Origin of the sequence: Halopenitus sp. POP-27, assembly GCF_029889855.1 — an archaeon.
Classification (GTDB): Archaea; Halobacteriota; Halobacteria; order Halobacteriales; family Haloferacaceae; genus Halopenitus; species Halopenitus malekzadehii.
The window spans coordinates 29,276-42,261 of sequence record NZ_JARANU010000013.1 but is presented as its reverse complement, the minus strand read 5'-3'; the positions used below and the strand labels follow the sequence as shown (position 1 = coordinate 42,261).

General features: G+C 69.0%; 13 protein-coding genes. 8 read left to right on the top strand and 5 right to left on the bottom strand.

All coding sequences use genetic code 11. The annotated features are described in order from the left end of the window. Window positions 1-106: 106 nt before the first annotated feature. Window positions 107-1,339, bottom strand: coding sequence for a THUMP domain-containing protein (locus tag OQF70_RS09260; protein ID WP_280537179.1), 1,233 nt, complete (start codon window positions 1,337-1,339; stop codon window positions 107-109). A gap of 94 nt (window positions 1,340-1,433) precedes the next feature. On the opposite strand from OQF70_RS09260, the gene OQF70_RS09255 reads away from it, so the two are divergent. The 5 genes from OQF70_RS09255 (at window position 1,434) to speB (ending at window position 5,521) form a co-directional block, all read left to right on the top strand. After that, a complete protein-coding gene (locus tag OQF70_RS09255; RefSeq protein WP_280537177.1) occupies window positions 1,434-2,426 on the top strand; it encodes an NAD(P)-dependent oxidoreductase in 993 nt (330 codons plus the stop codon). 104 nt (window positions 2,427-2,530) lie between these two features. Next, window positions 2,531-3,709 carry a M24 family metallopeptidase gene (locus OQF70_RS09250; RefSeq protein ID WP_280537176.1) on the top strand — a complete coding sequence of 393 codons (1,179 nt, stop codon included), beginning with the start codon at window positions 2,531-2,533 and terminating at the stop codon, window positions 3,707-3,709. Between the two features lie 121 nt (window positions 3,710-3,830). Beyond that, window positions 3,831-4,082 carry a hypothetical protein gene (locus OQF70_RS09245; RefSeq protein WP_280537175.1) on the top strand — a complete coding sequence of 84 codons (252 nt, stop codon included), beginning with the start codon at window positions 3,831-3,833 and terminating at the stop codon, window positions 4,080-4,082. Between the two features lie 216 nt (window positions 4,083-4,298). Next, window positions 4,299-4,676 carry a translation initiation factor IF-5A gene (locus OQF70_RS09240; RefSeq protein ID WP_092816892.1) on the top strand — a complete coding sequence of 126 codons (378 nt, stop codon included), beginning with the start codon at window positions 4,299-4,301 and terminating at the stop codon, window positions 4,674-4,676. A 5-nt stretch (window positions 4,677-4,681) separates the two neighbouring features. Further along, complete coding sequence (speB, locus tag OQF70_RS09235; RefSeq protein ID WP_280537173.1) at window positions 4,682-5,521, top strand: agmatinase; 840 nt, start codon at window positions 4,682-4,684, stop codon at window positions 5,519-5,521. 22 nt (window positions 5,522-5,543) lie between these two features. Here the strand turns inward: speB and OQF70_RS09230 are convergent, their stop codons facing one another. From OQF70_RS09230 to OQF70_RS09220, 3 genes are all read right to left on the bottom strand, one after another. Next, the gene (locus OQF70_RS09230) at window positions 5,544-6,377 is read right to left on the bottom strand and encodes an NAD+ synthase (RefSeq protein ID WP_280537171.1); all 834 of its coding nucleotides are present in this window, start codon (window positions 6,375-6,377) and stop codon (window positions 5,544-5,546) included. A gap of 95 nt (window positions 6,378-6,472) precedes the next feature. Next, entirely contained in the window at window positions 6,473-7,084 is a 612-nt protein-coding gene (locus tag OQF70_RS09225) for an NUDIX hydrolase (RefSeq protein WP_280537240.1), read from the bottom strand. Window positions 7,085-7,179: 95 nt separating this feature from the next. Continuing rightward, window positions 7,180-7,572, bottom strand: a complete 393-nt coding sequence (locus OQF70_RS09220; protein ID WP_280537169.1) for a hypothetical protein — start codon at window positions 7,570-7,572, stop codon at window positions 7,180-7,182. 129 nt (window positions 7,573-7,701) lie between these two features. On the opposite strand from OQF70_RS09220, the gene OQF70_RS09215 reads away from it, so the two are divergent. Beyond that, complete coding sequence (locus OQF70_RS09215) at window positions 7,702-8,673, top strand: DUF5787 family protein (RefSeq protein ID WP_280537167.1); 972 nt, start codon at window positions 7,702-7,704, stop codon at window positions 8,671-8,673. A gap of 25 nt (window positions 8,674-8,698) precedes the next feature. On the opposite strand, the gene OQF70_RS09210 is transcribed toward OQF70_RS09215, so the two are convergent. Continuing rightward, window positions 8,699-9,529: an MBL fold metallo-hydrolase gene (locus OQF70_RS09210; RefSeq protein ID WP_280537166.1), complete on the bottom strand. Its 831-nt coding sequence runs from the start codon at window positions 9,527-9,529 to the stop codon at window positions 8,699-8,701. Window positions 9,530-9,664: 135 nt separating this feature from the next. Between OQF70_RS09210 and serS the strand changes: the two genes are divergently transcribed. Both serS and OQF70_RS09200 read left to right on the top strand, forming a co-directional pair. Next, the gene (gene serS / locus OQF70_RS09205) at window positions 9,665-11,038 is read left to right on the top strand and encodes a serine--tRNA ligase (RefSeq protein WP_280537164.1); all 1,374 of its coding nucleotides are present in this window, start codon (window positions 9,665-9,667) and stop codon (window positions 11,036-11,038) included. 69 nt (window positions 11,039-11,107) lie between these two features. After that, on the top strand, window positions 11,108-12,973 hold the full coding sequence (locus OQF70_RS09200) for a YcaO-like family protein (RefSeq protein WP_280537163.1): 1,866 nt from the start codon (window positions 11,108-11,110) through the stop codon (window positions 12,971-12,973). Window positions 12,974-12,986 lie beyond the last annotated feature (13 nt).

Sequence of the window (12,986 nt, the reverse complement as noted above, 5' to 3'; positions counted from 1 at the left end):
ATATATAAGCCGTTCCTGGCGATTCCCTACCGACCGGAAGCGGCGGTGACTTTATATATGGTGACGTAATCGATCGAGGATTCTCCAACCGCACTTCCCAACCGTTCTACAGCAAGACGCGCTCGGCGCCGTCGGCGGCGTCGCGGGCCGCGTCCCGGAGCCACTCCGGCTCGACGTCGGCGATCTGATCGAGGCCGGCCCGCGTCTCGACGCGATCGGGCGCGAACCGGTCGCAACCGACCGTGATGTCGGCCGTGCCGCGGGTCCCGATCCGCTCGGCACGCTCCGTGATCGTCGGTTTGTCGAGCGTGAGCAGCGGTCGATGGATCGGGAAGTCGGTGACCGAATCGAGCACGGAGAGGTTCTGGGTGGTCTGACTCGACTTCTGGCCGATAACTTCCCCCGTGACGACTCCGGTGGCCCCGCGGTCCGCCGCGATGTCGGCGGCGACCCGGTATATGAAGCGGCGGAAGACGAGCATCCGGCCCTGCTCGATCGTGTCGGCGAGCCGCCGACAGACGTCCCCGGCGTCGACGACGTGGATCGCATCGAGGTGGTTCGGCGCGTACCGTGCCAGCTGCCGCGCCGACTCCTCGGCCCGAGCGCGGTGGTCGGGGCCGCCGAAATCGCCCAGATCGAGGTAGACCGGCGTGACCGGGACTCCCCGCCGCATCAGCTCGAAGGCGGCGACCGGCGAGTCGATCCCGCCCGAGAGGAGCGCGACGACGGGCCGTTGACTCCCCAGCGGAAGCCCGCCCGGACCCGGATGCTTCTCGACGAAGACGAACGCCTCGTCGTCGGCGACGTCGGCGCGAAACGTCAGATCCGGGTCCTCCAGATCCACCGTCGGATCCGGGTCCGCGACCGCCTCGAAGACCGCGCTGCCTCCCTCGCGCTCGAGGTCCTCGCTCGTGAACGGATGGTCGCCGACGCGGTTGGCCCGAACCGCGAAGCTCCCGCCGTCGAACCGGTCGATCGCGACGGCCGCAAGCGCGTCCGTGACCGCCGCCATCGTCGGGGCGACGGTCATCGCGGGGCTCGCGGAGACCACGCCCGCGGCGTCGGTTGCGGCGTCCACCACCGCGGCGACGACCGCGGGATCCGGCGTCTGATCCGACGACGTCGTCGGCTCGATAACCAGGCGGTTTCGCCGATGTCGGACCGGCGCGTCGATCGCGCGGTCGGCGAGGAGCGCGCGCAGGTTCCGGCCGAGCTGCGACTGCATCTCGTAGCGGACGCGCTCGCTTTTGGTGCCGATCGCGCCGACGCGAACCAGGACGGCGTCCGCGTTCGGCGGCACACGATCGACGCCGATCGACGGCGCGGGACCACGTGTCATCGACGATCGTTTGCGGGGCACGGATATATGACCGACGAAACGGGACGATCCGTCGATCCGGCACGTTTTGAACGCCGCCGCCGAGCATCCCGGTATGAACGTCAAAACGTCCGGTATGAACGTCATCGTCACCGGCGGTCGCGGGAGGTCCGGCCGCTGGGTCGTCGACGCGCTTGCGGCCGATCACGACGTGGTCGTCCTGGATCGGTCCCTGCCGTCGAACGGCGGCCATCCCGACGTCGAGTATCGGGCGCTGGATCTCACGAAGGCGGGTGGGACCTTCGACGCGATCACTGCCATCGACCCCGACGCGGTGATCCACTGGGCCGCGATCCCCGTGGCCGGCACGCATCCGGGCGTCGACGTCTACCGGAACAACACGCTGGCGGCCCACAACGTCCTCACGGCCGCCGGGCGCGTCGGCGCGGACGTCGTGCAGGCGTCCTCCGACGGGACCTACGGCTTCTTCTTCGCCGAGGAGACGCCGGTCCCCGACGCGATTCCGGTGACGGAGGACCACGCCTTGCGTCCCGAGGACGCCTACGGGCTTTCCAAGGTCGTGACCGAGGAGATCGCCGAGACGGTCGCACGCCGTGACGACGTCTCGATCGCCTCGATCCGCCCCACCTGGATCCAGGAACCGGGAGCGTACGCCTGCCGGGAGCCCGAGTACGTCACGGACCGGTCGGCCGGTGCCGGGAACTACTGGTCGTACGTCGACGTTCGCGACGTCGTCGATCTCGTCGTCGTCGCGCTGGCCGGCGTCACGGCGCAGGCGTCGGAACCGGAGCCGAGCGACGGAGTGGAACGCGTCGAGGAATCGGACGTCGCGGGCGCAGACGATGACGGGACGCCGGCCGCGATCGCGGGCCACGAGGCGTTCAACTGCGCCGCTCCCGACAACGCGCTCGGCGAGCCGCTTCGGGAGCTGTTGCGGGACCACTACGGTCGGCTGCCGGCGGACTGCTCGGTCGAGGGGGACGCGTCGGCGTACGCCACCGCCAAGGCCGACCGGCTGCTCGGGTGGAACCCCACGCGGTCCTGGCGCGACGCCGCCGACGAGGCGGTCGCGCCGCCGGAGGTCTGACGATCCTCGGCGGAGGCAGGATCCACCGTCTACAGTAACCGTTCTTTGCGTACACGAAATATTTTTACACCGGCTTGACGACCGTCTACGTGAGATCCGTCGCCATGCCACGAGACCTCTTCACCGAATCGGAGTACGAACGGCGCGTCGAACGCACGAAACAGCGGCTACGCGAGGAGGGATTGGACGCGATCGTCGTCGCCGACCCGGCGAACATGAACTATCTGGCCGGCTACGACGGCTGGTCCTTCTACGTCCATCAGGCCGTGATCGTCACCCGCGAGCGCGACGAGCCGGTGTGGGTCGGCCGGGACATGGACGGCAACGGCGCCCGGGCGACGACGTGGCTCTCGGAGGAGAGCATTCGGGCCTACAGCGACGACCACGTCCACTCGCCGTACGACCTCCACCCGATGGACTACGTCGCCGGCGTGCTCGAGGATCTCGACGTCGCCGACGGCCGCATCGGCCTGGAGATGGACGCGTCCTACTTCACCGCCAAGTCCTACACGCGGCTGCAGTCGAACCTCCCCGAGGCCGACTTCGAGGATGCCACCCTGCTGGTCGGCTGGATCCGCATCAAGAAGTCCGAGCAGGAGCTCGAGTACATGCGCGAGGCGGCCCGCATCTCCGAGGAGGCGATGCTGGCCGGCCTGGACGCGATCGATGCCGGCGTCCCCGAGTACGAGGCCGCCGCGGCCATCTATGACCGCCTGATCCGGGGCACTGACGACTACGGCGGCGACTACCCCTCGATCGTTCCGCTGATGCCCTCCGGCGACCACACCGGAACGCCCCACCTCACCTGGACCGACCGGCCGTTCACCGACGACGAACTCGTGCTCATCGAGCTGTCGGGCTGTCGCCACCGGTACCACTCGCCGCTGGCTCGAACCGCGTACGTCGGCGATCCCCCTGCGGCCGTCCAGGAAACCGCCGACGTCGTGATCGAGGGGATCGAGGCCGCCCTCGACGCCGTCGAGCCCGGCGTCACCTGCGAGGCCGTCGAGAAGGCCTGGCGGGAGACGATCGCCCAGTACGGACTCGAAAAGGAGGACCGGATCGGCTACTCGATGGGGCTCGGCTACCCGCCGGACTGGGGCGAACATACCGCCAGCATTCGGCCGGGCGACGAGACGGTTCTCGAGGAGGATATGACGTTCCACATGATCCCCGGCATCTGGGAGGACGACTTCGGCGTCGAGCTCTCGGAGACCTTCCACGTGACCGCCACCGGCGCCGAGCCGCTGGCCGACTTCCCGCGCGAGCTGTTCACGATCTAGCTCGGATCGGTGGTCCTCACTAACGATCGACGGCTCCCCACCACCATCGACGGCCCTCTACCACGATCGGCGGACGCGATCGAAACACGGTTCCACGCGGCCCGCCAACTCCCGCGCACCGATGGGCCTCGTGAACGAACTCGTCGACGACGTCAAAGGGGCGGTTCTGGATCCGACTGACGAGCAGAAGGCGATCCTGCTAGCGATCGTCGCGATCATCATCGTCGACAGATACGCCTGGTACCACGACATCCCGTTCGTCGTTCAGACGACCGCCGCGGTCGGCGCGGGCTTTCTCGTCTTCATCCTCGTGAGCTTCCTCATCTCCGGTCAGTTCCCGCCGGACGACGGGACCGATGACGAGGGGAACTGACGCCGATCCGGGTTGGCCGACGACGCCGATCCGGGTTGGCCGACGACGCCGATCCGGGTTGGCCGACGACGCCGATCCGGGTTGGCCGACGACGCCGAGTGACGCAGACCGAGTCGGCGCCCCCACGTTCCCCTCGCTCCGCCCGTTCCGTCCTTCCGTCCGTCCACGCCGAACGCGTTCCAAACCGTTTATACCGGCCGCGAGGGAAGCGGAGGTATGCCTCGTGAGCAAAAGCAGGTTCGCGAACTGCAAGAGGGAAGCTACGTGATGATGGACGAAGCGCCGTGTAAGATCAACCACTACAGCACCGCGAAACCGGGCAAACACGGCAGCGCCAAGGCCCGCATCGAGGGCAAGGGCGTCTTCGACGACAGGAAGCGGTCCCTGTCCCAGCCGGTCGACGCGAAGGTCTGGGTCCCGATCATCGAGCGCAAGCAGGGCCAGGTCGTCTCCGTCTCCGGCGACGACGCCCAGGTGATGGACCTGGACACCTACGAGACGTTCACGATGCGCATCCCCGAGGACGAGAGCCTCGCCTCCGACGACGAGATCGAGTACCTCGAGTACGAGGGCCAACGCAAGATCGTCGGATAATCGAGATGTTTCCGGGAGCGACGATCGATCGCGAGGCCGCATCCTACGTGGTCGTCGGCGCTCCCCTCGACGCCACGACCACCTTTCAGCCGGGCACCCGGTTCGGACCGGACCGGATCCGGCGATTTTCCGAATCCTCCGACGATTACGACCACCGGACGGACAGCCGCTTCACCGAACTCGGCGTCCACGATGCCGGCGACGTTCATCCCTGGGACGACGTCGAAGCGTACCTCGACCATCTCGCCGCGGAACTCCGCGGCATCACCTTCGACGACGCCGTCCCGGCGCTTCTCGGCGGCGAGCACACCGTCACGTACGCCGGCGTCGAGGCAGTCGACCCGGACGTCCTCGTGGTGTTCGACGCGCACTTGGACCTCCGGGAGGACTACGCCGGGAACCCCTGGAACCACGCCTGCGTCACCCGGCGGGCGCTCGACGTCGTTGACCACGCGTACGTGATCGGCGCCCGCACGGGTTCGGCCGCGGAGTGGGAGCGCGCCGAGGCGGACGACGTGACCGTCGTCCCGCCCGAGAACGTCGGCGAGTGGACGCGCTCGGTCCAGAATGGCGACGTCCTCCCGGGCGAGGACTCGTCCGTCTACCTCTCCGTCGACATCGACGCCGCCGATCCCGGATACGCGCCCGGAACTGGCACGATGGAGCCGTTCGGCCTGTCGCCGCGGGAACTGCGGGACGCAGTTCGGGCGGTCGCACCACACGCCGACGGCGTCGACGTCGTCGAGGTGAACGACCGCGACGACGGCCAGACGGCGGCGCTCGCGGGGAAACTGCTTCGGGAGTTCGTGTTCACCCACGCCCACGCCGCCACACGCCGGGATTAGACGGGGCGCTCGCGGCGGAGCGTTACTGCTCGGGCGCCGGCGGCATCCGGCGTTTGTGCGCGCTCGCCTCGTGGAGGTCGACGACGGCCTCGACCTGCTCGGGGTCGACGCCGAGTTCGCGGACGGTCGCAGCCTTCGAGAGTGGGCCGTGGACGTGGGTCGCGAGGATCGCGTCCAGGGTGTCGTACCCGACGCCCATCTCCTCCTCGTCGGTCTGTCCGGTCCACATTCCTGCCGTCGGCGTCTGCATCACCAGATCCTGGGGGACGCCGACGTGGGCGGCCAGCTGGCGCACCTGCATCTTGTAGAGGTTGCCGATCGGGTTGCAGTCGACCGCCTGATCGCCGTACTTGGTGAAATAGCCGGTCGCCGCCTCCGACCGGTTGCCGGTGCCGAGAACGATCCGGTTCTCGGCGTTGGCGACGAAGTAGTTGAGAACCGCCCGCGTCCGGACGTAGACGTTCCCCGCCGCCATCGTGTCCTCGGCGGCCTCGGGGTACTGCTCGAAGATCGTCTCCGCGATCGGGTCGATCTCGACGACGTCGTACTCGATATCCAACTCCTCGGCGACGCGCTCGGCGTCGCTCATCGTCTCGGGATCGTTGACCGACGCCGGCATCGTGATCCCGTGAAGCCCGTCCGTGCCGAGCGCTTCGACGGCGAGGTACGCGGTGAGCGTCGAGTCGATCCCGCCGGAGAGCCCGAGAACGGCCCCCTCAGCGCCGGCGGCGTCGACCGTCTCCGCGATGAAGGAGACGATCCGGTCGCGGGTCGTTTCGAGTTCGGTCTCCGAGAGCCGGAGGTCGAGCGGCGGGTCCTCGGACAACAGGACGGATTCCGCGGGCGGGTTCGTCATCGAGTCCGGCTTGCGTCGCCGGCGACTAATAGGCTATCGATGGCGCCAATTTTTGATCGATCGGGCGTTTATAAAAATACCAGTCGGTCGGTCGATCACCGATCGTCGAGATGGCCGTCCGTTTTCGCGAGCAACAGGCCCTCCAGCGTCGCGTCGTTACAGCCGGGCCGGCGAGCGGTCACGAGCGCGTCCTCGATCGGAACCGCACGCGGCTCCAGGAACTCGTTCGTGTCCAACTCCCGCTCGACCGGCTCCAGGTCCCTGGCGAGGACGTAGCCGCGCCGGTGGCGCAAGACGCCGGTCGAACACCACACCTCCTGCAGCAGCGTCGTCTCGGCCGGCGCGAAGCCGGTCTCCTCGGCCAGCTCGCGCGCGGCGGCGTCCGTGTAGGACTCGTCGGATTCGACGATCCCGGCCGGCAACTCGAGCTGTCGCTGCCGGATCGTGGGGCGGTACTGCTCGACGAACAGGACGTCGCCGTCGTTGATCGCGACGACGACGGTCGCGGGCGGCAGCTCGGCCCAGTAGTAGTCCTTTGTCGTGCCGTCCGGCTGTTCGACGCGGTCGTAGCCCGCGGTCAGCCAGCCCGTTTCGTACTCGACCGCGACCGATTCGACGGGCCAGTCCGGCTCGCCGGGCAGCGAGTGGACCCGGCCATCCCTGAACGCCGGGAGATCCCGGAGGTCGGCGGCCGGTTCGTGGTCGATCGGCCGTTCGCTCGTGCCGGGGCCGTCCGGTTCGTGATCGGCCGCGCGATCATCGTCGTCGGCCGCGCGGTCGCCGCCGGTCGCCTCGTGATCAGTCACGCCGATCCCCTCCGCACGTCGACGTAAAGGTGCCGGCCATCGTGGACCACCCGGACCCGCCCGTCCTCGCGGACCGCCTCGCGGTTTCGCCGCTGGAGCGCGTCCAGCTCGTCGAACGGGGTGTGCGTGAAGTGCTCTTTGACCCCGAACGGTCCCTCCTGATAGCCCGGCGATCGACCGTCGTCCGACGCGAGCGCCCCGGCCAGGTACGGATACCGGCGATCGGTCACGTTCGAGACGTCGACGGTGGGCCCTTCGTCATCGGTCGGCTCCACGGTGAGGTGGTAGGGTTCCCCCGTCCCGAGATAGCTCGGCAGGGCGCCGAGCGCGAGCAGGGCGAGGACGACGATGCCGATCGCGATGAGGAGGTTCCGCGTGACGCGACGCATACGACCGGGGTACGGACCCCGAGCGAATACGGGTTTCGAAGCGGTGGGGGAGCGGTATTCGCGTCGACGAAGCGGGGAGGTGAGGATCGCGTCGAACGAGTTTTCCTCGTTCGGGACCTGTCACCTGGTATGGTGCCGTCGCCCGATTCGGAGTTCGGCTTCGAGCTGGCGCTGTGTGCCGTCCTCGAGAAGCCCGACCGCGTGGTGGCTCGACAGCTGGGCGGTGCGGTCGCGCGACCGGGCGCACGGGTCGTCGACGTCTGCATGCTCGAACCCGGCCCGGGGTTCGCCGATCGAACGTCGATCACTCCGGCGACGATCCCGGACGCGGCCCTGGCGGCCGACGTTGGTCCCGGAACGGCCGTCCCGATCGCCGACGCGTTCGATCTGTCGCCGGATCGGGCACGAAGCGTGGCCGACGCCGCCGTCGACGCCGGATACCTCGAACGAGAACGGCGCGACGGCCGAGATCTGGTCCGTGCGACCGCCAGATACCCGGACGATTGGGTGGGCGAACTCGTCGCGATCGAGAACAAGCCGGACCTCGACCGCCCCGGGGACCTCCGGGCACAGCTCCGGTTCGACGTCGAACTCGGACTCTTCGACCGGGTCTGGCTCGCGACGGCGTCCCACGTCACTCGCGCACATTTAAACCGGATCCCGATGGAGGTCGGCGTGCAGCGCGCCGACCCTGAGACCGGCGATCGGGAGGTCGTTCGCGAGACGACGGCGCTTCCCGTCGCCGATCCGGGGATCGAGATCGTCGCAGCGGAGGGACTCCGAACCGACGTCGAGGTCGTGACTCCGGCAGCCAAGTCTCGGAAGCGACGCCGGATCGCGGAGCGCGCCTACGGGAAGGGCTGGCGACCGGACCCGCCGGGATGCGCCCACGCGAGCACGACACCGGACGGTCGCCCCTACTGCGACCGATTCGACCGTGTGGTGGACCCCGGCCGAGACTGCGGAAACGGCTGTACGGCGTACGATCCGGCCGATCCGCCCCGGACCGATCACCGGGCGCTGCGGGCCGCAAACTCGGCGTGGGTTGCCGACCCCGATCGCGCGCCGCGCAGGCAGACGGGGCTCGACCGATTCGAGTGACGGCAGCGCCCCGGGCCGTCCGGATTCACCCCAACCGGTACCGTTCGCCGTCGATCGCCAGCGGCTCCTCGAAGGCCTCGTCGGCCGGGTAGAAGTGTGCGAGGTGGACCAGCCGCGTCTCGCTCGCGTTCAACTCGTCGGCCAGATCGAGCGCGCCCTCGCGGGTCATGTGCTTGGTGCCGAAGGTACGCGGCGTGCCGTCCAGACGCTCGTGGCGGCCGCCCATCGGGTGGTGTTCACACAGGGAGGCGGGGACGATCGCGTCAGCCAGCAGCAGGTCGGGGTCGGCGAGGGCCTCCCGGGAGCGATCGGGGATGTCGTAGCTCGAGTCACCGGTCAGCGACAGTTTCGCGCCCGTTTCGGGCTCCTCGATCGTGACGCCGTAGCAGACGAGCGGCGGGTGGTCGACCGGGACGAACCGGACCTCGAACCCGCAGGTCTCGAAGGGTTCGATCGGGTCGTGGCCCGCGACGCCGATCCGGTCCTCGAGGTAGTCGTACTTGCGGCGGACCGTCTCGGCGACGCTCTCGTCGGTCACCGGATCGACCTCGTCAGGGGCGTGGACCGTGAGGGCGTCGAAGACGCGATAGGCGTTTCCCAGCCCGTCGAGGTGATCGAAATGGATGTGCGTGACGAGCCCGGCGTCCGGCAGTGGAACGTCGTTCTCGAGGAACTGCTGGCGGAAGTCGGGGCTGAAGTCCACGAGCAGCGACTCGCCGGTCGTCTCGTGTTCGACGTGAACCGAGAACCGCGATCGGGAGATTCCACGCTCGCGGGCCGCGGTGCAGGTGTCACAGTCGCAGCCGACGGTCGGCGTCCCGGTCGTGTCGCCGGTCCCGAGGAGGGTGACCTGCATCTCACCGATGGGTTCGCCGCCACCCGGTAAAAACGCGGGGGTGTGTCGTCGACCGCCGTCGGCGGACCGACGCGTCGGAGCGACCCCGGCGTGGCTCCGATACGGTTTTGGGTGCGCCGGCGAAAGCCTTCCCAAATGCTGTCGCGTCAATTCGTCCGGGAGAACCCGGAGACGGTCCGCGAGGCCCTGCAGAACAAGGGCGTCGACGTCGACCTCGATCGGATCCTCGAGGTCGACGAGGAGTGGCGGGAGCTCAAATCGCGGGGCGACGACCTCCGTCACGAGCGCAACGAGGTCTCCTCACGGATCGGCGAGTTGAAACAGGCCGGCGACGAGGCGGCCGCCCAGGAGGCGATCGAGCGCTCCCAGGAGCTCAAAGCCGAGCTGCAGGACGTCGAGGAGCGCGCCGACGAACTCGAGGCGGAGCTCGAGGCGGCGCTGTTGGAGCTGCCGCAGATCCCGGACGAGTCGGTGCCGGTCGGCGTCGACGAGTCCGAGAACGTCGAGCGCCGCCGCGAACTGTTCGACGACGTCCGCGATCTGCCCACGGACGTGGAGCCCCACTACGACCTCGGCGAGGAACTCGGGATCCTCGAGTTCGACCGCGCGACGAAGGTCTCCGGCGGCGGGTTCTACTTCGCGATGGGCCAGGGCGCCCAGCTCGAACACGCCCTGATCCAGTTTATGCTCGACGTCCACCGCGAGCAGGGCTATCGCGACGTCTTCCCGCCGCTGCCGGTCGCCAGCCGGTCGATGGAGGGGACCGGTCAGTTCCCGAAGTTCACCGAGGACGCCTACCGGATCGAGGGGTCGAACGACGAGCCCTACGACGAGGACGACCTGTGGCTGCTCCCGACCGCCGAGGTCCCCGTCACCAACCTCCACCGCGAGGAGATCCTCCTCTCGGAGGACCTGCCCCTGAAGTACCAGGCCTACTCGCCGAACTTCCGCCAGGAGGCGGGCGAGCACGGCACCGAGACGCGCGGGATCGTCCGTGTCCACCAGTTCAACAAGGTCGAGATGGTGAACTTCGTCCGCCCCGAGGAGAGCGCCGAGCGGTTCGAGGGGCTGCTCGACGAGGCCGAGGAGGTCCTCCGCCGGCTGGAACTTCCCTACCGGATCCTCGAGATGTGTACCGGCGATCTCGGCTTCACGCAGGCGAAGAAGTACGACATCGAGGTGTGGGCACCCGCCGACGACATGCCGGAGGGCCCCGACCGTGGCGGACGGTGGCTTGAGGTCTCCAGCGTCTCGAACTTCGAGGATTTCCAGGCGCGCCGTGCGGACATCAAGTACCGCGAGGAGCACCACGAGTCGGCCGAGCACCTCCACACGCTCAACGGATCCGGACTCGCCGTGCCCCGCATCGTCGTCGCGATCCTGGAGTATTACCAGAACCCCGACGGGACGGTCACGGTCCCCGAGGCGCTCCGGCCGTATATGGGTGGGATGGAGCGGATCGAGGGCCACGATCCGGTCGGCGAGTCCGCGCTCGGCAGCGACGACTAATCGGTCCGGCTCCCCCCGCTTTCCCGCGCCGGACCGTGGGTTTTTCTCGCGGGTGTCCGTACGCCGGGTATGGACATCGGTCTCGTCGGCGACGGCCCCGCGATCGAGTCGGTCGAAGCGGCACTCGGCGACGTCGAGGTGAACGTTCTCCCGATGGATGCCGACCCGGATCTCCTCGCCGGGGTGGATTTCGCCGTGGTCGCGGCCACGACCGGTGACCCGGTCTTCGCGACGGCAAACGAGGCCCTTGACGCCTGGATCGCGATCGAGATCGGCGGCATCGGCGGCCACCCGATCGAGTCGATCGACGCCGCGGTGACCGTCCTGCAGGAGGCCTGTTACGACTGTCTCCGCCGTCGCGTGGCGGCCGGCGACCCCGAAACGTGCGACCGTCCGACCGGCGTTCGGTCCGCGGTCCGGTATGCCGGCGCGGTGGCCGGCCGACACGCGATCGGCGTTCTCTCGGGCGGAGCCGACGCGGTCGGCGATACGGTCGTGGAGGTTCCGGGGCCCGAACGCACCCTGCTTCCGGTTCCGGGCTGTGCGTGTGCCGGGGGGAATGCTGCCGGCGGCCGCGGGTCGGATGACCGATCGGCCAGGGTCTTGCGGACGCACCGTGAGTCGTCGCTGGCCGAGACGCTTGATCGGGCCGAACGCGCCGTCGACGATCGGATCGGGCCGATCGAGGTGGTCGGCGAGCGCGAGTCCTTCCCGGTCCCCTACTACATCGCACAGACCGCGGACACTCGCGGGTTCAGCGACGTGCGGGCGGCCGAGTTCGCCGCCGGCGTCGACGTCGACTGGGACGCCGCCTTCATGAAGGCGCTCGGCGAGGGGCTCGAACGATACGCCGCCGGCGTCCATCGCGCGGCCGATCTCGAACGGCAGCCCCTCGCCGCCGTCGATGCCCCGGTTCATCCCGACGCGTTCGTCACGCCGGAGCCGGTCACGGTGGATCCGAACGAGTCGATGCCCTGGGTGTCCGGCGTCCGGCTCGGCACGTCCGGTGATGGCTCGACCGGGAACGGCTCGACCGGACACGGACCGGCCGGCGATGAACGCGTTCACCTTCCGGCCGAGTTCGTCCACTTCCCGCCCCCGGAACGCCGGTTTCGCCCCTCGATCACGACGGGGCTCGGCGTCGGCAGTTCCGGCGTCGACGCCCTGCTGTCGGGGCTCTACGAGACGATCGAACGCGATGCGACGATGGTGGCGTGGTACTCGACGTTCGAGCCCCTCGGGCTGTCGCTCGACGGCATCGCCGATCGGGCCGCCGACTCGGCTGCGGCCAGTACCAGTACCGGTACCGCGTCCGACCCGGACGGGCCGACCGACGACGCGACGGCGCTCGTCGAGCTTCGGAAACGGGCCCGTGCGGAGGGACTCACGGTCCGGACGGTGCTCGTGACGACCGACGTCGACGTGCCGGTGGTCGCCGCCGCCGTCCATCGCGACGGCGCGTGGCCCCGGTTCGCCGCGGGATCGGCCGCGGATCTGGACCCGATCGCGGCGGCTCGGTCGGCCGTCTCGGAGGCGCTCCAGAACTGGATGGAGCTCCGGTCGATGGGCCCCGAGGCGGCCGCGACCGAGGGTGGCGCGATCGCACACCACGCCGAGTTCCCCGACGAGACCCGGCGGTTCTTCGACCCCGAAACGGCCGTCGATCCGGACACCGTTGGGGAGCCCGAATACGCCGGAACTACCGAGCTGGATACCGTTCTCGTTCATCTCGACGACGCCGGACTGACGGCGTATGCGGCCCGCCTCACCACCCGGGATCTCGAGACGCTCGGGTTCGAGGCGACGCGCGTGCTCGTTCCGTCGGCACAGCCGCTTTTCACCGGCGATCCCTTCTTCGGCGATCGGGCCCGGTCGGTGCCGGCGGCGATGGGCTTCGATCCCGACCTCGACCGGGAATATCACCCGTTCCCGTGATCAGTGGTCCCTA